Genomic DNA, 20,087 nt, shown 5'->3' with positions numbered 1-20,087 from the left:
ACTTGCGCCGGTGGTAAAACTTCACCATTTTAGGTGAGGAATCATTCGGCAGGCCTTGAACCTGCATGGAATGGAGAAGGAAAAACATGGGACGCTTTGCCGTCATCACGATGACCGATAAGGCCGCCGACCGGGTGCGCGAGATCGTCGCCACGCGCGAAAACGCGCATGGCATCCGCCTTGGCATCAAGAAGGGCGGCTGCGCCGGCATGGAATACACGGTCGATCTGGTGACCGAGCCCAACACCAAGGACGACCATATCGAGCGCGACGGCGCGCATGTCTATGTCGCGCCGGAAGCCGCCCTGTTTCTGTTCGGCACCGAGATGGATTTCGAGCAGACGACGCTGCGCACCGGTTTCACCTTCCACAACCCGAACCAGAGTTCGGCCTGCGGCTGTGGCGAATCGGTCGAACTGAAGCCGGCCGATCTCAAGGCGCTGGCCGAGGCACGCGCTTCAGCCTGATCTTTCTTCGCCCCGGAGACGGGGCGAAGAAAGCTACTCCACCCACATACCCGTCCGCTTGTGCCAGTCCGCGATCGATTCCTGGGGATAGACGTCGAACGTCTTGTCGCCTTTGCCGATCTCAGGCTCGACCCAGTTCGCCTTGTATTTCAGCATCAGATGCACTTTTTCGGGTGGTTTCGGCAGGTCGCTGTCGATCGCCGAGGCGAAGGGATGCACCAGCTCCGGCCAGGTTGGGTCGTAGAGCCAGAGCGCCGACCCGCATTTGCGGCAAAAATTGCGCTCCCCGGTCGATATCTCGCAGTGGGGATGCTCGTCATCCTCGATCTCGGCGCGATAGACGCCGAGATTGCTCTTGCCCCTGATGTTCAGCGTCTCGTAGGCGGCGCCGAGATTGATGGCGAAACCGCCGCCGCCCTGCTGCTTACGGCAGATCGAGCAGTAGCACAGCATGAACGGCACGGGCGTGTGGCTTTCCACCTCGAAACGCACGGCGTTGCAGCGACAGGACCCCTTGAGCAGCACAGGCATGGCAAAAACTCCGACAGGATAGCCACAACCTGTCAGCATGATTTTGGTTGCGGCGATGACAAGGCCAAATGCCGGTGACATGATCGCGGCATGGACAATGAGCGCATCGCGGAACTGTTCGAGGGCCTCGGTCCGGTCTGCATCCGAAAACTATTCGGCGGCAAGGGCATCTATTTCGACGGCGTCATCGTCGCCATCGTGCTGCGCGGCGAATTGCTGCTGAAAGCCGACGAGCAGAGCGCATCGGAGTTCGAAGCCGCGGGCTGCCGGCAATGGACCTACACCGGCTCTCGCCACGGCAAGCTTGTCGCCATGCCCTATTGGAGCATTCCCGACAGCGCTTTCGACGATCCCGACGAAATGACGGTGTGGGCGCGACGCGCCTACGAAGCTGGGCGGCGGGCGGGGAAGTAGGCTCCCGCCAGCGCGAGGCCACCCCTCATCCGGCCGCTTCGCGGCCGCCTTCTCCCCGGCGGGGAGAAGAGGTTTGCGTTGAGGCCGCAAGTTCCTCTCCCCTCGGGGAGAGGTCGGATTGCCCCGAATTGCTCTTTGCAATTCGGTCTTGGTAATCCGGGTGAGGGGGACTCTCTTGGCAGTCCCTACAGCGCCTTGGCGATCTCAGCCGCCAGCCTTGCATTGTTCTCGACCAGCGCGATGTTGGTCTTCAGGCTGCGGCCGCCGGTGAGTTCGAGGATTTTTCCCAGCAGGAACGGCGTCACGGCCTTGCCGGTGACGTTGAGGGCTTCGGCCGCCTTTTGCGCGGCTTCGATGTAGCCCGCCATTTCTTCAGCGGGGATTTCGTGGGATTCCGGCACGGGATTGGCAATCAGCATGCCGCCGCCCAAGCCCAGAGCCAGGCGTGTCCGGTAGAAATGCGCGATATCTTCCGGTCCGTGCAAGGTCAAGGGCGCCCGGAACGGTGACTGCCGCGACCAGAAGGCCGGCATCGTCTCGCAGCCATGGCCGACCACGGGCACGCCGCGCGTCTCCAGCACTTCCAGCGTCTTTTCGATATCGAGGATCGCCTTGGCGCCGGCCGAGACGACGATCACCGGTGTACGCGCCAATTCATCGAGGTCGGCCGAGATGTCGAAGCTCTTTTCCGCCCCCTTGTGCACGCCGCCAATGCCGCCGGTGGCGAACACCTTTATCCCGACCATGTCAGCCGCGATCATGGTGGCGGCGACCGTGGTGCCACCGGTGCGGCCCTGCGCGACGGCGAAGCCGAGATCGGCGCGCGACAGCTTCATGGCGTCACCGGTCATCGCCAGCGATTCGCGTTCGCCGTCCGAAAGCCCGATCTTGATGCGGCCGTTGACCACCGCGATGGTTGCCGGCACGGCGCCGCCGTCAGCGATGATCTTTTCGACGTTGGCCGCCATGGCGCCATTGTCGGGATAGGGCATGCCATGGGTGATGATGGTGCTTTCGAGCGCCACCACCGGGCGCCCGGCGGCCAGGGCCTGCGCCACCGGTGCGTGGATATCGATGAAGGGGCGGGCGGTCTCTGGCGTCATCTCTGATCTCCAATCCGGAGTGCGGCGCATCCATCAGGAAAGCGTAGCTTCACCGCGCGTTATGAACTTGCCGGGTCTCATGCCACTTCCCTGGCATCCGGCACAAGGGCCAGCGCTTCCGCGAAGCTCGCCGCGGTGAATTCGGGCACCGCGTCGGCGCTTTCGATGGCCAGCGTTGCCGCGGCGACGCCCTCGCGCACGGCGTGGCGCAGCGGCTGGCCCCGCAGCAGTGCTGCGACCGTCGCACCTGCCAGCGCGTCGCCGGCGCCGGTGACATCGGCGACTTTTCTGGGGGCAGGCGGCAGGATCGAAAAGGCGCCTGTCTCATCGAAACCCAGCACAGGGCCGCTGCCTGCCGTGACCACGCCGCTGGCAAGGCCGCTGCACCGCAACCCGTCGACCATTTCCCGCTCGGCGGCCGCTGCATTGACACCGGCCAGCACGACGGCCTCTCGCCGGTTCATGAAGAGCTGGGCCAGCCCGCCGAGAACCGGTATCAGCCGCGTTACCTTCGCCGGCGAAATCGCGATGGCGAAAACCGGTTTACCGGCGGCGAGCGACAGCAGCCGCTCCAGGGCGGCCGACGGCAGATTGGCGTCGCACAGGATGGCATCGGCGGCGGCCACCTCCTGGCGTATCTTGGAACGCCTGATCTGCTTGGGAAAAGCCAGGTCGTACAGTGCCATGTCGGCAAAGCCGACGATCAATTCGCCCTCGCGATCGATCAATGCCGTGTAGCTCGGCGTGGTACGGTCGAGGAACACCGCCGAAAGATCGGCGATGCCTGCCTCGGCGATGGCCCGTGAAACCGTATCGGCCGACGCATCGCCGCCCCGCATCGACACCAGGGAGGCCGACACGCCGCGCCGCACCATGCTGCGCAACGCATTGAAGACGCCCCCGCCGACATCCTCGCGCATCGTGCCGGGATTGGAGGCTGCCGGCACATAGGGACCGTACACCTGGCCACGCCGGTCGATATGGGCGCCGCCCACGGCCAGGATCTTCGGGGATTCCACCATGGTGGCGATATGACCTTTGTTGTTGCGGCCGCACAAGCGCTAGAGTGCGCGACAGAGCTTCGCATGCTGGTCGGCGATTCGGTCGAGCGATACGATCGAGCCGTCTGGCCCAATGCGGAGCCCGTTCGTGCCAGGGTTTGCGAGACAAAAAAAGAACAAACCGCGATATCGCTTGTTTTTCAGTTGGTTGTCACCCCTTGCCAAATGAGAACAAAAAAGGTACAAAATGGCAGGGATCACGGATTGTCCGGCCTTCATTGACGACCAAGGGGTGATGTATCATGGCTCAGAATTCTTTGCGGCTGGTAGAGGATAAGGCAGTGGACAAATCAAAGGCTCTGGATGCGGCGCTGTCGCAAATCGAGCGGGCTTTCGGCAAGGGCTCGATCATGCGGCTCGGCGCCAACGAGCAGGTCGTCGAGATCGAAACGGTGCCGACCGGCTCGCTCGGCCTCGACATCGCGCTCGGCGTCGGTGGCTTGCCGCGCGGCCGTATCATCGAGATCTATGGGCCGGAAAGCTCCGGTAAGACGACCCTGGCCCTGCACACCGTGGCTGAAGCCCAGAAGAAGGGCGGCATCTGCGCCTTCGTCGATGCCGAACACGCGCTCGATCCGGTCTACGCCCGCAAGCTCGGCGTCGATCTTGAAAACCTGCTGATCTCGCAGCCCGACACCGGCGAGCAGGCGCTCGAGATTTGCGACACGCTGGTGCGTTCCGGCGCCATCGACGTGCTGGTGGTCGATTCGGTGGCGGCGCTGACGCCGCGTGCCGAGATCGAGGGCGAGATGGGCGATTCGCTGCCGGGCCTGCAGGCCCGCCTGATGAGCCAGGCGCTGCGCAAGCTGACCGCGTCGATCTCGCGCTCCAACACCATGGTCATCTTCATCAACCAGATCCGCATGAAGATCGGCGTCATGTTCGGTTCGCCCGAAACCACGACCGGCGGCAACGCGCTGAAATTCTACGCTTCGGTTCGCCTCGACATCCGCCGTATCGGCTCGGTCAAGGATCGTGACGAGGTCGTCGGCAACCAGACCCGCGTCAAGGTGGTCAAGAACAAGTTGGCGCCGCCCTTCAAGGTGGTCGAGTTCGACATCATGTATGGCGAGGGCGTCTCCAAGACCGGCGAACTGGTCGACCTCGGCGTCAAGGCCGGCGTGGTCGAGAAATCGGGCGCCTGGTTCTCCTATAATTCGCAGCGTCTCGGCCAGGGCCGCGAGAATGCGAAACTGTTCCTGCGCGACAATCCCGATACCGCGCGCGAGATCGAGCTAGCGCTCAGGCAGAATGCCGGATTGATCGCCGAAAAGTTTCTCGAAAATGGTGGCTCCGAGGGCAATGGCGACGACGGTTTTGAGGACGAAGCCGGCGCGATGTAGGCAACGGTCAGAATTTGGCCATAAATCCAGACTATTAGTCAATGCTTAAGTAACAGAGTTCTGTAGTACCGCGTTCCAAACCGCCGGCCTTCGCGCCGGCGGTTTTCGTTTGGGCGGCCCCGCAAGTGCCGGTGCAAAGCGCGAATTGGCCCAATTCCGTGTTTCTGGACAGGGTCAAGAGCTACGGCTAAAAGGCCAGCTCCATCTTCTAGAAAATACAGAGCCATCTCCCGCCGGTCCGGCCGGCGGCTCTCTTGAAAAGGCAGTATCCATGAGTGGCGTCAACGAGATCCGGTCGACCTTTCTCGACTATTTCCGCAAGGAGGGCCACGAGGTCGTGGCCTCAAGCCCGCTCGTGCCGCGCAACGATCCGACATTGATGTTCACCAATGCCGGCATGGTGCAGTTCAAGAATGTCTTCACCGGTTTGGAGAAGCGGCCCTATTCGCGCGCCACCACAGCCCAGAAAAGCGTCCGCGCCGGCGGCAAGCACAACGATCTCGACAATGTCGGCTATACCGCGCGCCACCTGACCTTTTTCGAGATGCTCGGCAATTTCTCCTTCGGTGACTATTTCAAGGAGCGCGCCATCGAGCTTGCCTGGAACCTCATCACCAGGGAGTTCGGGCTGAAGAAGGACAAGCTGCTGGTCACCGTCTATCACACGGACGACGAGGCGGCTGGCTTCTGGAAGAAGATCGCCGGTTTCTCCGACGATCGCATCATCCGCATCCCGACCTCGGACAATTTCTGGGCGATGGGCGACACCGGTCCTTGCGGACCATGCTCGGAAATCTTCATCGATCGTGGCGAGCACATCTGGGGTGGACCTCCCGGCAGTCCCGAGGAAGACGGCGATCGCTTCCTCGAATTCTGGAACCTGGTGTTCATGCAGTATGAGCAGGTGACGAAAGAGGAGCGCGTCGACCTGCCGCGCCCGTCGATCGACACCGGCATGGGCCTGGAGCGCATGGCGTCCATCCTGCAAGGGGTGGAGAGCGTCTTCGAGACCGACCTGTTCCGTCATCTGATCGATGCGGCGTCCTCGGCACTTGGGCGCGCGCCCGACGCCGAAACGGTTGCGTCCTATCGCGTCATTGCCGATCATCTGCGCTCGTCCTCCTTCCTGGTCGCCGACGGCGTGCTGCCGTCGAACGAAGGCCGCGGCTATGTGCTGCGCCGCATCATGCGCCGCGCCATGCGTCATGCGCAGTTGCTGGGGGCGAACGAGCCGCTGATGTGGAAGCTGGTGCCGGCGCTGGTGCGCGAGATGGGCCAGGCCTATCCCGAACTGGCACGCGGCGAAACGATGATCGCCGAGACCCTGAAACTCGAGGAGACCCGTTTCCGCAAGACGCTGGTGCGCGGCCTCGGGCTGCTGTCCGAGGCGACGGAGAAGCTCGGCGCCGGCGACATGCTCGATGGCGAAACGGCATTCAAGCTCTACGACACCTATGGCTTCCCGCTCGACCTGACGCAGGACGCGCTGCGGCAGCGCAGCATCTCGGTCGACCTTGCCGGCTTCACCAATGCGATGGAGCAGCAGAAGGCGGAGGCGCGCAAGCACTGGGCCGGGTCCGGCGAGGCCGCCACCGAGACGGTTTGGTTCTCCGTGCGTGAAAAGACCGGCGCCACCGAATTCCTCGGCTACGAAACCGAGCAGGCGGAAGGCCTCATCGAGGCGCTGGTCAAGGACGGCAAGACCGTCGACAGCGCCGGCAAGGGCGATGCGGTCGCCGTGGTCGTCAACCAGACGCCGTTCTACGGCGAGTCCGGCGGCCAGATGGGTGACACCGGCATAATCTCGGGCGAGGGCTTCTCGATCGAGATTTCCGACACGCAGAAGAAGGCCGATGGCCTCTTCGTGCATCTCGGCAAGGTGGTCGCCGGCACGGTCAGGCCGGGTGCCGCGGTCGAACTTAAGGTCGATCATGCCAGGCGCTCCCGGCTGCGCGCCAACCACTCGGCGACGCACCTGATCCACGAGGCGTTGCGCGAGGTGCTGGGCACCCATGTCGCGCAGAAGGGTTCGCTGGTCGCACCCGAGCGTCTGCGCTTCGACATCTCGCACAACAAGCCGATCTCCGCGCAGGAGCTCGAAGAGGTCGAGCGCATGGCCAACGAGATCGTCGTGCAGAACGGCCCGGTGACCACGCGCCTGATGTCGGTCGACGACGCCATTGCCGAGGGCGCGATGGCGCTGTTCGGAGAGAAATATGGCGATGAGGTGCGCGTGGTGTCGATGGGCACGGGCTTGCATGGCGCCAAGGCCAACCGGCCTTATTCGGTCGAGCTCTGCGGCGGCACGCATGTCAGGGCGACCGGCGATATCGGCCTGGTGCGCATCGTCTCGGATGGTGCTGTCGCCGCCGGCGTGCGCCGCATCGAGGCGTTGACCGGCGAGGCCGCGCGCAGGCATCTCGATGAGCAGGACCGACGCCTGAAGACCACGGCGGCAACGCTTAAGATTTCGCCCGCAGATGTGCCAGCGCGCGTCGAAGCGCTGCTCGAAGAGCGCAAAAAGCTCGAGAAGGACCTGGCCGAAGCGCGCAAGAAATTGGCGCTGGGCGGCGGGTCGCCTGCCGATGCTCCTGCCGCCAACGAGATCGTCGCTGGCGTCGGCTTTCTCGGCAAGGCGGTGTCAGGTGTCTCGCCAAAGGACCTGAAGCCGCTGGCCGATGCCGGCAAGACTTCGTTGGGTTCTGGCGTCGTCGTGTTCGTTGGCGCCGGAGAAGACAACAAGGCGAGCGTCGTGGTCGCTGTCACCGATGATCTCGTCGGCCGTTTCAGCGCCGTCGACCTTGTTCGCGTGGCCTCCGCAGCATTGGGCGGGCAGGGCGGCGGCGGCCGCCCCGACATGGCGCAGGCCGGCGGCCCGGATGCGTCGAAGGCCGATGATGCGATCGCGGCAGTGAGGGCGGCGCTCGAAGCAGCGTAGCTACCATGCGTGGGGCCAGGCGGGATCCTTTCTCTTGGGGCAGCGCTGCCCCTCATCTGGCTGCCGCCATTTTCTCCCCGTAGAACGGGGAGAAGGGCGCTTTCGTCGCGCCCTTCGCCAATCGCCCTCGTTGCAGAAGAGCGCCGGCAACGCGAGCAGCCTCTTTCTCCCCGTTCACGGGGAGAAATGCCCGCCAGGGCAGGGGCGGCGCGACGTCGAGGAAGCTCACCTCAAGTTATACGCTTTTTCGGTACGCACGAAGCTCGGGCGGCCAGCCATTCGCAAATACAAATCCCAGATGCCTGCAAACTGCGTCAGCAAGTTGCGCCCTTCTGGCACTTTGACGAAGTAGGCGATGATCGGCGCCGCGTGCAGATCGGCCAGGGTCAGCTGGTCGCCGAGCAGCCAGGGTCCATCTTGCTTCAGCGAGGTCAATACCTTCAGCACCGTCTCTGCCTGCCGCAGGCCATCCACGATCAAGCTCTCGTCGGGCACTTCCTTCTCCAGACGCTCGACCGCGACATCCCAGACCATCGCACGGTAGGCGTAGGCGTCGAGCATGCCGATGATCTGGTTCATCCTTGCGCGGGCGCGCGGATCCTTCGGCTGCAAGGGTGGACCGTCGAAAGCGTCGTCGATATAGCGCGCGATCGCACTCGCCTCGAACAGGCGGAACCCCTCATGCTCGAAGGCCGGGATGCGGCCGAAGGGATGGTGCTTGCCGTACCATGCCGGCGCGCCACCTTCTGCAAAGATGTCGACCGGCACGAGATCGTAGGCGATGCCTTTCTCCTCGAGCGCAAGCCGGACGATGCGTACATAGACGCTGTAATCCGCGCCGTAGACGACCGGCTTGCCCATTTGTCCGCGAGGCGGTTACGCCATCGCCTTCTGCAAATTCTCGTCGATCTTGTCGAGGAAGCCGGTGGTCGAGAGCCAGGGCTGGTCGGGGCCGATCAAGAGCGACAGGTCCTTGGTCATGAAGCCGCTCTCGACAGTCTGGATGCAGACCTTTTCGAGCGTCTCGGAAAAACGCTTCAGTTCGGCGTTGTCGTCGAGCTTGGCGCGGTGCGCGAGGCCTCGCGTCCAGGCGAAGATCGACGCGATCGAATTGGTCGAGGTTTCCTCGCCCTTCTGATGCTGACGATAGTGGCGGGTCACGGTGCCGTGCGCGGCTTCCGCTTCGACGGTCTTGCCGTCCGGCGTCATCAGCACCGAGGTCATCAGGCCGAGCGAACCGAACCCTTGCGCCACCGTGTCGGACTGGACGTCGCCGTCATAGTTCTTGCAGGCCCAGACATAGCCACCCGACCATTTCAGGCTCGACGCCACCATGTCGTCGATCAGGCGGTGCTCGTACCAAAGCTTCTTCGACTTGAACTCGGCCTCGAATTCAGCCTCGTAGACTTCCTGGAAAATATCCTTGAAGCGGCCGTCATAGGCCTTGAGAATGGTGTTCTTGGTCGACAGGTAGACCGGATAGTTGCGCAGCAGGCCGTAGTTCAGCGACGCCCGGGCGAATTCGCGGATGGACTCGTCGAGATTGTACATGGCCATGGCGACACCGGCGCCGGGCGCGTCGAACACGTCGTGCTCGATGACCTGGCCGTCCTCGCCGACGAACTTGATCGTCAGCTTGCCCTTGCCGGGAAAGCGGAAATCGGTGGCGCGATACTGGTCGCCGAAGGCGTGGCGGCCGACGATGATCGGCTTGGTCCAGCCGGGCACCAGGCGCGGCACGTTCTTCATGATGATCGGCTCGCGAAAGATGGTGCCGCCCAAAATATTGCGGATGGTGCCGTTCGGCGATTTCCACATCTTCTTCAGCTTGAATTCCTCGACGCGCTGTTCGTCGGGGGTGATGGTCGCGCATTTCACGCCGACACCGTATTTCTTGATGGCGTTGGCCGAATCGATGGTCACCTGGTCGTTGGTGGCGTCGCGATGCTCGATGCCCAGGTCGTAATATTCGAGCTTGAGGTCGAGATAAGGGTGGATCAGCTTGTCCTTGATGAACTGCCAGATGATGCGGGTCATCTCGTCGCCGTCGAGTTCGACGACCGGGTTCGCCACCTTGATCTTCGCCATGGAAAGAATGCCTCGTTGCTGGGAATGGGACGGCCTTGCCCGCGTGGCGTCGGCCGGGGATGCCGCCCGTATATCAAAGCGCTTTTGGCCACGCAAACGGCGATCGGTCACGAATGTGAGCCCACGGCGCCGTCATTTGCGAATGCTTCATTTTCGCGGCCGAATATGGCAGGGGACGCTGAAATGCCGCAAACAGCAGTTCATTGACAATCATGCCCATTACCAAAGATCCCGATAACACCGCAGCCGGCCCGGCGATCATCCTTGTCGAGCCGCAGCTCGGCGAGAATATCGGCATGGTCGCCCGCGCGATGGCCAATTTCGGGCTGTCGGAGCTGCGTCTGGTCAATCCGCGCGATGGCTGGCCGAGCGAGAAGGCGCGTGCCGCCGCCAGCCGTGCCGACCACGTCATCGATGCCGTCAAGGTTTTCGACGATCTGGCCTCGGCACTTGCCGACCTGAACTTCGTCTTCGCCACCACCGCAAGGCAGCGCGACGGCTTCAAATCCGTGCGCGGACCGGTGGAGGCGGGCAGGATGCTGCGCGCCCGTCACGCAATGGGGCAACGCACCGGCATCCTGTTCGGTCGCGAGCGCTTCGGCCTCTACAATGACGAGGTCGGCCTCGCCGACGAGATCGTCACTTTCCCGGTCGATCCTGATTTCTCCTCGCTCAACATCGCCCAGGCGGCCTTGCTGATGTCCTACGAGTGGATGAAGTCGGGCCTGGAGGACGAGACCAGGACCAATTTTTCGGGGCCGGAGATGAAGCCTGCAAGCAAGGAAGAATTGCACGGCCTGTTCACCTATCTCGAAGGCGCGCTCGAGGCGCGCGGCTATTTCAGGCCGGCGCCGAAGAAGCCGAAAATGGTCGACAACCTCCGCGCCGTGCTGACGCGGGCAGGCTTTGCCGAGCCGGAGCTCAAGGTGCTGCGCGGCATCATCTCTTCGCTTGACCGGTTCTCGCCGGCGATGCCGCGCGGCGATGGGTCACCTGGCGATGACCCGAGGCGTTTGCCCGCGGCGGCGGCGCGCGCCCGCAAGGCGGAGGCGACTGGTCGGGCGCCGGACGCTAGCGGCGACGACACGGACACGCCACTGCTCGGCGGCAAGGGAACCGACAATGACTGACCAGCCGATCCTGATGTTCGATTCCGGCGTCGGCGGTCTGACCGTGTTGCGCGAGGCACGCGTCCTGATGCCCGACCGGCGCTTTATCTATGTCGCCGACGATGCCGCTTTTCCTTTTGGCGCCTGGGAGGAGCCGGCCCTAAGGGAGCATATACTAGGATTATTCGCCAAACTGCTCGACCGCTTCGCGCCGGCCATCTCGGTTATCGCCTGCAACACCGCCTCGACACTGGTGATCGACGCGCTGCGCGAAAGATTTCCCGGCCATCCCTTCGTCGGCACGGTGCCGGCGGTTAAGCCGGCGGCCGAGCGCACGCGCTCCGGGCTGGTCTCGGTGCTGGCGACGCCGGGCACGGTGAAGCGCCAGTACACGCGCGACCTGATCAGCAAATGGGCGCAGAAATGCCATGTCCGCCTGGTCGGCAGCGACAGGCTGGCTGGCCTGTCCGAAGCCTATATGCGCCAGGGCTTCGTCGACGAAGAGGCCGTGCGAGCCGAGATCGGGCCATGCTTCATCGAGCGGGATGGCATGCGCACCGACATCGTCGTGCTGGCCTGCACGCACTATCCCTTTCTGGTCAATCGCATGCGCAAGACCGCCCCCTGGCCGGTCGACTGGATCGATCCGGCCGAGGCGATCGCACGGCGCGCCCTTTCGCTGCTGCCGCCCATCGATGGGGCGCTGCCGCAAGCCGAGCCTGATATCGCGGTTTTCACCTCGGGCAAGGCGGACTTCGCCGTCAGCCGCCTGATGCAGGGGTTCGGGCTGACCGTTCACTTGGACAGCGGCAAAGCCGCCCGCCACTCAAACAGGTTCGAAGACGATGCTGCGTTGATCCGGATCGGCCAGGACTAGCCTTAGCGTCAGACCATCACCCTGTCTGAGCCCCGAGGCCTTCACGGTGGCAACGACAGCCATGTCGGCAAGCTGAATGCGCACGCCATGGTCGACGAAGTCGGTGACGACGGCTTTGAACGTCTCGCCCTCGCGCCCCTCCAGCATTACCGCCTCGGCAAGGTCGATGGCCGCGTGGTTGATCTGCGAAGCGCGGCTATCCGCGCGTCCCATCGCCTTCGGCAACCTGGCAAACGCGTCGGTAACAGCCTGGGGCACGGGCTGGCCGTTGGCGATAGCCAGCGCGCAGCGCACGACATAACGATCGGCAAGGCGCCTCAGTGGGGCGGTTGCATGGGCATAGGTCGCGGCCATCGCCTCATGCCATGGGACAACGCCGTCCTGATACGGTTGATAGGATGCGCCGGGGCTTGCATGGCGGATTTCCAGCATCAGCGCCGCCTGATGCGGATCGGTCGGATCGAGGGTTCGCTGATAGTCCCGCAAGCTGGTCGAGGCCGGCCAGGACAGTCCGAGAGCCTGTGCCGCGTTGCGCAGCCTTTGAACCTTGAAGGCATCCGGCCCCGACATCACCCGAAAAAGGCCGGTATGATGCGCAAGCATGGCATCGGCGATCGCCATGTTGGCGGCCAGCGAAAGCGCGGCGTTGTCCTGCTCGGATTGCAGAAGCGGCCTGAACGAAAGCCGGAATGTGCCGTCGGCAAGCCTTTCCACCTCCTGCTCGGGTGGGTCGACGCGGGAAGCCCCACGGCGCCGCTCATTCGCCGCCATGCGCCGCGCCGTTTCGGCGAAGCCGGCCGGGACATCGGAGGCCTTCACGCTGTCATAGGCGAGCTTCGCGCGGCTTTGAATGATTGCCCGCTCCGCGCCGTCCAACTTCGTCGCGCCGTCCTGCGCAACCCGAACCGTGAAGATAGCAGCTGGACGGGGTCCATCCGGCAACAGGCTCGCCGCACCCTCGGCAATTACCGGCGGATAGAGCCCGGCCTTGCCGTCCGGCAAGTAAAGCGTCTCGCCCCGCGTCCAGGCTTCGCGATCGATCGCATCGCCGTCCTCGACGAACCAGGCCACGTCGGCGATGGCGTAATGAAGCAGAAGATCGCCACCGCTGGCCTCGATCGAGAACGCCTGATCGAGATCGGTGGAAGCAGCCGGATCGAGCGTGACGAACGGCATATCAGTTCGATCGGCATGCTGGTTGGGCACACGTTTGGCCGCCGCCTCCGCCGCGGCAAGCACATCGGCCGGAAATCCGTCCGGCACGTGGAATTCGGCGCGGATTTTCGCCAGTCCCGCGGAGAGAACCTGTGAGGGATCGGTCAGGGATTTCATTCAGCCGTCCTACACTGGGGTTCCGGACACGGGAAGGCTGCCGACGAAAATCGCCGAGCGCGGCCAAGGGTTGGCACCAGGCGGACCGGGAGCCGCGCCACCGGCGCTGGAACCGGCGCCGAAGCGTGGCGTTTCTCCTGACAGCAAAGGAGACCCGCCATGCCAGCCACTTCTAAAGCCCAGCAGAAAGCCGCCGGCGCCGCACTCTCCGCCAAACGCGGCGAGACCAAGAAAAGCGAACTCAAGGGCGCCTCCAAGGGCATGTATGAATCGATGAATGAAAAGCAGCTCGAGGAATTCGCCGAGACGAAGCGCAAGGGATTGCCGGAGAAAAAATCCTAAGGATTGAGCGCTCGAGCCAGACTACCTTGGAATGAAAAAGGGCCAGCGACGTTCGCTGGCCCGGGAATTGTGGCGTTGAACAGTCTTACCAGCGGCAGCGCCGTACTCTCTCGACGATCACCCTGCGATGGCCATGCCGCCACACCACTCGCTTCTTCACGACGATGCGGCAGACCTGCTTGTGGCCGTGCCAATGACGCGCCATGGCCGGCTCAGGGGCCACCGCCATCGACCCGGCAAGCACCGCGGCCCCTGCCAGGGTAAGGAAAAACTTCTTCATGCAATTAAGCTCCTCTAGCTCCAGTCCCTTCCTGGTGCCGCTGGCGCAAACCTCCCGCCACATCGGCATCGCATCAACGCCTTGGACGCTATACGGTTGCGTTGCGCCGCGCCACTCACAAGCTTGACACCGGTTAAATCTCGGTTTAACCAGCCGCCAACGCCGGGCAGCGATGTCCGGTGTTTGTTTTATATACGCAAGATCTGTCACGACAATCGTTTCCGATCTTGTTTGAACTGACGTGTCCCGTGGGTTTTCCGCCGCGTTGCGTGGGAAAACCCTGTCAGGTCTCGAAAACGGAGGCCAGAGGAGGGCGCGTTTCCTTCACCCGGACCAAGAGGTGCCGGGTGTGTTGTCTTTGAAAGGGAATGCGATGAGCAAGCGCGAATCCGCGAAATACAAGATCGACCGCCGTCTCGGCGAAAATATCTGGGGCCGCCCTAAGTCCCCGGTCAACAAGCGTGAATACGGCCCCGGCCAGCATGGCCAGCGCCGCAAGGGCAAGCTTTCCGACTTCGGCCTGCAGCTCCGTGCCAAGCAGAAGCTGAAGGGCCACTACGGCGACGTGTCGGAAAAGCAGTTCCGCAAGGTCTATGAAGAGGCCGATCGCCGCAAGGGCGACACCTCGGAGAACCTGATCGGCCTGCTCGAATCGCGTCTCGACGCGGTTGTCTACCGCTCCAAGTTCGTGCCGACCATTTTCGCCGCCCGTCAGTTCGTCAACCACGGCCACGTCAACGTCAACGGCAAGCGCGTCAACATCGGCTCGTATCGCTGCAAGCCGGGCGATGTCGTCGAAGTGCGCGAAAAGTCGAAGCAGCTGGTGATCGTCCTGGAATCGGTTGGCCTCGCCGAGCGCGACGTGCCCGACTACATCGAAGCCGATCACAACAAGATGACCGCGACCTTCTCGCGCATCCCGGGCCTGGCGGACGTTCCGTTCGCCGTGCAGATGGAACCGAACCTGGTCGTCGAATTCTACTCGCGCTAAGCGAACGCTTTTTTTGCGATACCGGAAAGGCCGCCCTCGAGGCGGCCTTTTTTGTTTCGGGCACCCGTTTTGCGGCGTGTCGCTAAAATCAATTTCGATTTTCCAGACAATGCGCTAAGCCGGGCGGAAGTCACATCCGGGGCCGTCGCGCCATGAACATGCAGCCAGACATCGAAACACTAGAACCGGCCGCCGAAGGCGGCTCTCACCCGCTGTTCGCCGATGTACCGTCCTCGGTCGAGTTCAACAAGCTGCGCAAGCGACTGCTACGGCTGACCCGCCAGGCGATCGAGGATTTTTCGATGGTGAAGCCGGGCGAGCGCTGGCTGGTCGCGCTATCGGGCGGCAAGGATTCCTACGGTCTGCTGGCCATGTTGCTTGATCTCAAATGGCGCGGGATGCTGCCAGTCGAGTTGCTGGCCTGCAATCTCGACCAGGGCCAGCCGAATTTCCCCAAACATATCCTGCCCGACTATCTCGACACCAACGGCATAGCGCACCGTATCGAATACCGGGACACCTATTCGGTCGTCACCGACAAGCTCCCCGAAGGCAGCACCTATTGCTCACTCTGCTCGCGGCTGCGGCGCGGCCATCTCTACAGGATCGCGCGCGAGGAAGGCTGCTCGGCCCTGGTCCTCGGCCATCATCGCGAGGACATCCTCGAAACCTTCTTCATGAACCTGTTCCACGGCGGGCGGCTTGCCGCCATGCCGCCAAAACTGCTCAACGACGAAGGCGACGTCATGGTGTTGCGGCCGCTGAGCTACTGTGCCGAAATCGATCTGGAGAAATTCGCTGCCGCGATGCGGTTCCCGATCATCCCTTGCGATCTCTGCGGCAGCCAGGAAGGGCTGCAGCGCAACGCCATGAAAGCGATGCTCGAGGACATCGAAAAGCGCATGCCCGGCCGCAAGGACACCATGATTCGCGCTCTGTCCAACACCAGGCCGTCGCATTTGCTCGACCGAAAGCTGTTCGATTTCGCCGCCCTCAATGAAACCCTCGCGATCAGGCAAGACATTTCCGATGACATTTGACGACACCGCGATCGACTGGCTGGCCGGCATTCTGGCCGAGGCAGCCCAAGCCGAAATCATGCCGCGCTTTCGCCGACTGGGCGAGGGCGACGTCAGGCAGAAGACTTCCGCCGCCGACCTGGTGACGGAGGCCGATGTCAACGCCGAGCGGCTAATCGCCGCCAGGCTGCGCGAGCGCTATCCCTCTGCCATGGTGGTGGGCGAGGAGGCCTGCTCCGAAAATCCGGCGCTGCTCGACGGCTTGGGCGATGCCGAACTGGCGTTCACCGTCGATCCGGTGGACGGCACCTTCAATTTCGCGTCCGGCGTGCCGCTGTTCGGCGTCATGCTGGCGGTCGTGGTCAGGGGGGAGACGGTCGCGGGCATCATCCATGATCCGGTGGGCAAGGACTGGCTCATCGCCGCCAGGGGTGCCGGCAGTCATATCAGGCATGCCCATGGCAGCCTGGAGAAAGTGCGTGTGGCGGCGCCAGTGCCGATCTCGCAGATGACCGGCGCGGTGTCCTGGCAATATCTCGACGAACCGGAGCGCTCACGCTTGGCGCGCAACCAGACCAAGGCACTGTCGCAGTTCGCCTATCGCTGCGCTGCTCACGAATATCGCCTGCTGGCGAGCGGGCATGCGCATTTTGTCGTCTACAACAAGCTGATGCCCTGGGATCATCTGCCCGGCGTGCTGATCCATCAGGAGGCCGGCGGCCATGCCGCTCGGATCGACGGCAGCGCCTATCTGCCTTCGCATGTCGATGGCGGCCTGCTTGTCGCGCCGGACCAGGACAGCTGGCAGGAACTGCGCCGCGAGCTGTGGGCGGAATAGGACCAATTCCTGTGGCTTGAACCGTTGTATGATCGAGTCGGGCGTTTTGGCGGAGGCTCTCGGATGAAACCTCGGTTCGCAATTTTTGCGGCGGCTCTTGCCGTGGTGCCGTTTGCGAACGCGGCAATCGCGCAAGAACGCCCCTGTCACAGTCCCGATCCTATCGACACCATCAAGGAGATGTCGGACGCTATCTATGCCTGCTGGAAGCCGCCACCCGGAACCGCGGGCATGTCCTTGACCATCCAGTTCTCGCTTCGTCGCAACGGGACGCTGATCGGGACGCCTCGCGCCACCTATTCCGATCTGGGGGTCGATCCGCGGCTCAGCCGAGCCTTCGTGGCGTCCATTCTCAAGGCGCTCGACGACGCTCTTCCATTGCCCTTTTCAAATGGCATGGGCGGAGCGATCGCGGGGCGGATGCTCTCTCCTCGCTTCACGGCGGCGCTTGAACGCGCATCCTGACGCCACCAGCAGACGACAATCAATGCAGGTCGGTGACGTGGCCTGAAACGGGGGCGTTCTGCGGCTGGAACATCTTGCCGCGTTCCGCAAACAGGATCATCAGCAGCGCGGCCACCGAGACGCTGCAGAAACCGGCGGCTAGCGGCGTCACCGTGCCGTTGAAAGCCTGACCGATCAGCGTGCCGAGAATGCCGCCGAGAAAAGTCTGCATGAAACCCAGGATGGACGACGCCGTGCCGGCCAGCTGGCCAAGCGGCTCCATGGCCAACGCATTGAAATTGGCTCCAAGACAGCCAAACGGCAGCATGGCACTGGCAAAGAAGGTGATGAACAGCCAGAGCGGCATCTTCGTTTCCAGTGAAACCACCAGCCAAGCCAGGCTGATCACCAGAAACAGCAACAGCGCGCTTTGCGACAGGCGGCGCATGCCGACGCGGCCGACGAGGCGCGAGTTCAGATAGTTGGAGAAGGCGAGTACGCCCGCGACACCGGCGAAAATGACGGGAAACATCTCGCCGACGTCGAAGATGTTGACGTAGATTTGCTGCGCCGAGGCGATGAAGCCGAACATGGCGCCGAAGATGAAGGTGCTGGCGAAGGCATAGCAGAGCGCGATGCGGTTGGTGAGCACGATGCGGAAGCCGCCGAGGATGGATGAAACCGTCAGTGGCCGGCGATATTCGGGATGCAGCGTCTCGGGCAGGCGCAGCAGCGACCACGCCGAGACGATCATAGCTCCGACGGCCATGGTGACGAATATCCAATGCCAGGTCGCGAACAGCATGATGAACTGACCGATGCCTGGGGCCACGACCGGTATTGCCATGAACACCATGAAGATCAGCGACATGACTTCGGCCATACGCCGGCCGTCGAATGTATCACGCACGATCGAAACCGCTATGACGCGCGTGGCAGCCGCGCCAAGACCTTGCACGGCGCGGCATATTAAGAGCGTTTCGAAGCTCGGCGCGATGGCGGCCGCCGCGGCCGCCGCCACATAGATGATCAGGCCGCCGACGAGCGGCGAGCGGCGCCCGAACCGGTCCGAGATCGGCCCGAAGAACAGTTGGCCGCCGCCGAAACCCAGTATGTAGGCGGTGACCACATATTGCCGATGATTTTCGTTCTCGACCCCCAGCGAGGCACCGATCTGCTGCAGCGCCGGCAGCATGATGTCGATGGCCAGCGAATTGAGCGCCATCAGTGCCGCGCAGAGCGCGATGAACTCCCAGCGCGGAATCGGCAATTGGCTTGCCCGGGACACGGTGCTTGCCCCTTGCGGCGCTGATTTCTGCTGGTCCACGGCAAGTCCGATCTCTCAAACGAAAACGCGCCGGCGGGCCGGCGCATTTGGCTCGTCTTGGTCCCGGGATCCGGGCTTGTAAAATTGCCGAGGTGGGGCCGCCCCGGTGGCTTGGGCATGTCGATACCGACACGCCCAAAACGGAAGTCAGGCGGCGCCTTTGACGCTCACGCCCTTCTCGACCAGAAAGGTCTGCAATTCGCCGGCCTGGAACATTTCGCGGATGATATCGCAGCCGCCGACGAATTCGCCCTTGACGTAGAGCTGCGGGATCGTCGGCCAGTTGGAATAGTCCTTGATGCCCTGGCGCAGTTCGGCGGAGTCCAGAACGTTCACGCCTTTGTAGTCGGCGCCGATATAGTCGAGGATCTGGACGACCTGGCCGGAAAATCCGCATTGCGGGAAGCCGGGCGTGCCCTTCATGAAAAGGACGACGTCGTTGCCCTTCACTTCATTGTCGATGTAGTCGTTGATGCCGCTCATGGAATATCCTTTCACGCCTGTGGGAGTCAGGCTCGAAGCATGTCCCTCAAATAAACCCATAGGTTGCCCGAAACAAGACTTTAGCCATGCCATCACCCGAATGGCGCAAAGAACGGGCGGTTTTGGGCCAAGCGTGTCGGGTGGAAACGCCTCAGTCGGGAACGCTGGTCTGCAGCGCCAGCGCGTGCAGCACGCCGCCCATATTGCCCTTCAGCGCGTCATAGACCATCTGATGCTGCTGGACGCGGCTTTTTCCGCGAAAGCTCTCGGCCACGACCTCAGCGGCGTAATGGTCGCCGTCACCGGCGAGGTCGCGAATCGTCACACGGGCATCCGGTATGCCGTCCTTGATCAGTTTTTCGATGTCGTGGGCGTCCATTGCCATGCGGAAATTCCTGTTTCGGAAGGGCGGCGGCGCGGCGGCCCATGTGATGAGAGTCGGGCAAGCCTAAAGCCTTTCCAATCCGGATTGAAGCGGTTCTGTCCAGTGTCCGTTCTGTTGGTGTTCAGGCGATGGGTTCACCCGGCCCCTGCGCCGGCTCATCCTCGCGCATCGAGAAGGCGCGGCCAAGGCTGAAGACCAGCACGTAGAGCGGGAGGTTGATCGCCATGTTGGCGATCGGCAGATAGCTGGTCATTCGCCAGGCGGGCGAGAAGAACGGCTGGCCGTAACCATCGCAGACAAGCGAAGAGCCGTACTCCCACAAGGCCCCCAAGACGGCCGAGACGGCGAAAAGCTTGATGCAGGTGACGACGTGTCTTGTCCGCGCCTGGTCCGGCAGAAGCCGGTTCCAAAGCAGCAGGCAGACGATCGGAACCGCATAGATGAGGTTCTGCAGGACAAGCATGGGAAGCGTGCCGTTGGCCGCGGCGAGGAATTCTCCGCGCGTTTCCAGCCTGGGGCAAACCTCGCTCGATGTCGTCGAGAGCAGGAAGAAGACGAACGGCCCGAGGCACCAGAAGAAGAACAGCGACGGCCAGAAGACGACTGCAAGCAGCGCCCGGACGGCCAGTTTCTTATGATTGAGCAGGATCTCTGGACAAAACGGTTTTCCCTTCGTCCAAGAAAACCGGTTTTCACCTTTCGGGATCATGCCCTG

At 62.9% G+C, this 20,087-nt stretch carries 22 protein-coding genes; 11 read left to right on the top strand and 11 right to left on the bottom strand.

From position 1 onward, the window contains the following. The first annotated feature begins 86 nt into the window (after window positions 1–86). The gene (sufA, locus tag LB557_RS01835; protein WP_140874124.1) at window positions 87–467 is read left to right on the top strand and encodes a Fe-S cluster assembly scaffold SufA; all 381 of its coding nucleotides are present in this window, start codon (window positions 87–89) and stop codon (window positions 465–467) included. 33 nt (window positions 468–500) lie between these two features. On the opposite strand, the gene LB557_RS01830 is transcribed toward sufA, so the two are convergent. Then, the gene (locus LB557_RS01830) at window positions 501–998 is read right to left on the bottom strand and encodes a GFA family protein (RefSeq protein ID WP_140874123.1); all 498 of its coding nucleotides are present in this window, start codon (window positions 996–998) and stop codon (window positions 501–503) included. Window positions 999–1,088: 90 nt separating this feature from the next. On the opposite strand from LB557_RS01830, the gene LB557_RS01825 reads away from it, so the two are divergent. Further along, entirely contained in the window at window positions 1,089–1,412 is a 324-nt protein-coding gene (locus LB557_RS01825; protein ID WP_224644262.1) for a TfoX/Sxy family protein, read from the top strand. Window positions 1,413–1,597: 185 nt separating this feature from the next. Here LB557_RS01825 and LB557_RS01820 read toward each other — a convergent pair whose 3' ends face one another. Both LB557_RS01820 and LB557_RS01815 read right to left on the bottom strand, forming a co-directional pair. Continuing rightward, window positions 1,598–2,515, bottom strand: coding sequence for a pseudouridine-5'-phosphate glycosidase (locus LB557_RS01820; protein WP_140662019.1), 918 nt, complete (start codon window positions 2,513–2,515; stop codon window positions 1,598–1,600). Between the two features lie 77 nt (window positions 2,516–2,592). Next, on the bottom strand, window positions 2,593–3,537 hold the full coding sequence (locus LB557_RS01815; RefSeq protein ID WP_015318160.1) for a carbohydrate kinase family protein: 945 nt from the start codon (window positions 3,535–3,537) through the stop codon (window positions 2,593–2,595). 281 nt (window positions 3,538–3,818) lie between these two features. Between LB557_RS01815 and recA the strand changes: the two genes are divergently transcribed. Both recA and alaS read left to right on the top strand, forming a co-directional pair. After that, window positions 3,819–4,919, top strand: coding sequence for a recombinase RecA (gene recA / locus LB557_RS01810; protein WP_013895892.1), 1,101 nt, complete (start codon window positions 3,819–3,821; stop codon window positions 4,917–4,919). 271 nt (window positions 4,920–5,190) lie between these two features. After that, entirely contained in the window at window positions 5,191–7,857 is a 2,667-nt protein-coding gene (alaS, locus tag LB557_RS01805; RefSeq protein WP_224643335.1) for an alanine--tRNA ligase, read from the top strand. Between the two features lie 225 nt (window positions 7,858–8,082). Here alaS and LB557_RS01800 read toward each other — a convergent pair whose 3' ends face one another. Both LB557_RS01800 and LB557_RS01795 read right to left on the bottom strand, forming a co-directional pair. Continuing rightward, window positions 8,083–8,718 (bottom strand): glutathione S-transferase family protein, encoded by a 636-nt coding sequence (locus LB557_RS01800; RefSeq protein ID WP_224643334.1) that lies wholly within the window; start codon window positions 8,716–8,718, stop codon window positions 8,083–8,085. A 15-nt stretch (window positions 8,719–8,733) separates the two neighbouring features. Then, complete coding sequence (locus LB557_RS01795) at window positions 8,734–9,945, bottom strand: NADP-dependent isocitrate dehydrogenase (protein WP_140617002.1); 1,212 nt, start codon at window positions 9,943–9,945, stop codon at window positions 8,734–8,736. 212 nt (window positions 9,946–10,157) lie between these two features. Between LB557_RS01795 and LB557_RS01790 the strand changes: the two genes are divergently transcribed. Further along, complete coding sequence (locus LB557_RS01790; protein ID WP_140617001.1) at window positions 10,158–11,075, top strand: RNA methyltransferase; 918 nt, start codon at window positions 10,158–10,160, stop codon at window positions 11,073–11,075. Then, window positions 11,068–11,931 (top strand): glutamate racemase, encoded by an 864-nt coding sequence (gene murI / locus LB557_RS01785; protein WP_224643333.1) that lies wholly within the window; start codon window positions 11,068–11,070, stop codon window positions 11,929–11,931. The genes LB557_RS01790 and murI overlap by 8 nt, the downstream gene beginning before the upstream one ends. Here the strand turns inward: murI and LB557_RS01780 are convergent. Beyond that, a complete protein-coding gene (locus LB557_RS01780; RefSeq protein WP_224643332.1) occupies window positions 11,881–13,263 on the bottom strand; it encodes an RNB domain-containing ribonuclease in 1,383 nt (460 codons plus the stop codon). The genes murI and LB557_RS01780 overlap by 51 nt on opposite strands. A 159-nt stretch (window positions 13,264–13,422) precedes the next feature. On the opposite strand from LB557_RS01780, the gene LB557_RS01775 reads away from it, so the two are divergent. Continuing rightward, window positions 13,423–13,605, top strand: coding sequence for a DUF3008 family protein (locus LB557_RS01775; protein ID WP_015318153.1), 183 nt, complete (start codon window positions 13,423–13,425; stop codon window positions 13,603–13,605). An 85-nt stretch (window positions 13,606–13,690) separates the two neighbouring features. Here the strand turns inward: LB557_RS01775 and LB557_RS01770 are convergent, their stop codons facing one another. Continuing rightward, the gene (locus LB557_RS01770) at window positions 13,691–13,885 is read right to left on the bottom strand and encodes a hypothetical protein (RefSeq protein WP_041163853.1); all 195 of its coding nucleotides are present in this window, start codon (window positions 13,883–13,885) and stop codon (window positions 13,691–13,693) included. Window positions 13,886–14,258: 373 nt separating this feature from the next. On the opposite strand from LB557_RS01770, the gene rpsD reads away from it, so the two are divergent. The 4 genes from rpsD (at window position 14,259) to LB557_RS01750 (ending at window position 17,198) form a co-directional block, all read left to right on the top strand. After that, on the top strand, window positions 14,259–14,876 hold the full coding sequence (gene rpsD, locus LB557_RS01765) for a 30S ribosomal protein S4 (protein ID WP_015318151.1): 618 nt from the start codon (window positions 14,259–14,261) through the stop codon (window positions 14,874–14,876). Window positions 14,877–15,028: 152 nt separating this feature from the next. Continuing rightward, window positions 15,029–15,916, top strand: a complete 888-nt coding sequence (ttcA, locus tag LB557_RS01760) for a tRNA 2-thiocytidine(32) synthetase TtcA (RefSeq protein ID WP_140662024.1) — start codon at window positions 15,029–15,031, stop codon at window positions 15,914–15,916. Then, window positions 15,906–16,733 (top strand): inositol monophosphatase family protein, encoded by an 828-nt coding sequence (locus LB557_RS01755; RefSeq protein ID WP_224643331.1) that lies wholly within the window; start codon window positions 15,906–15,908, stop codon window positions 16,731–16,733. Before ttcA ends, LB557_RS01755 begins: the two co-directional genes overlap by 11 nt. A gap of 231 nt (window positions 16,734–16,964) precedes the next feature. Next, complete coding sequence (locus LB557_RS01750) at window positions 16,965–17,198, top strand: hypothetical protein (protein WP_224582991.1); 234 nt, start codon at window positions 16,965–16,967, stop codon at window positions 17,196–17,198. Between the two features lie 19 nt (window positions 17,199–17,217). Here the strand turns inward: LB557_RS01750 and LB557_RS01745 are convergent, their stop codons facing one another. From LB557_RS01745 to LB557_RS01730, 4 genes are all read right to left on the bottom strand, one after another. After that, complete coding sequence (locus LB557_RS01745; RefSeq protein ID WP_411908815.1) at window positions 17,218–18,504, bottom strand: multidrug effflux MFS transporter; 1,287 nt, start codon at window positions 18,502–18,504, stop codon at window positions 17,218–17,220. Window positions 18,505–18,651: 147 nt separating this feature from the next. Next, complete coding sequence (gene grxD, locus LB557_RS01740) at window positions 18,652–18,987, bottom strand: Grx4 family monothiol glutaredoxin (RefSeq protein WP_013895877.1); 336 nt, start codon at window positions 18,985–18,987, stop codon at window positions 18,652–18,654. Window positions 18,988–19,138: 151 nt separating this feature from the next. Further along, window positions 19,139–19,372: a BolA/IbaG family iron-sulfur metabolism protein gene (locus LB557_RS01735; protein ID WP_015318146.1), complete on the bottom strand. Its 234-nt coding sequence runs from the start codon at window positions 19,370–19,372 to the stop codon at window positions 19,139–19,141. Window positions 19,373–19,493: 121 nt separating this feature from the next. Further along, window positions 19,494–20,081, bottom strand: coding sequence for a hypothetical protein (locus LB557_RS01730; protein ID WP_224643330.1), 588 nt, complete (start codon window positions 20,079–20,081; stop codon window positions 19,494–19,496). Between the last annotated feature and the right edge of the window lie 6 nt (window positions 20,082–20,087).

It is taken from the genome of Mesorhizobium sp. BR115XR7A, from assembly GCF_020165315.1.
Taxonomy (GTDB): domain Bacteria; phylum Pseudomonadota; class Alphaproteobacteria; order Rhizobiales; family Rhizobiaceae; genus Mesorhizobium; species Mesorhizobium australicum.
This window is presented reverse-complemented; position numbering and strand designations above follow the sequence as displayed.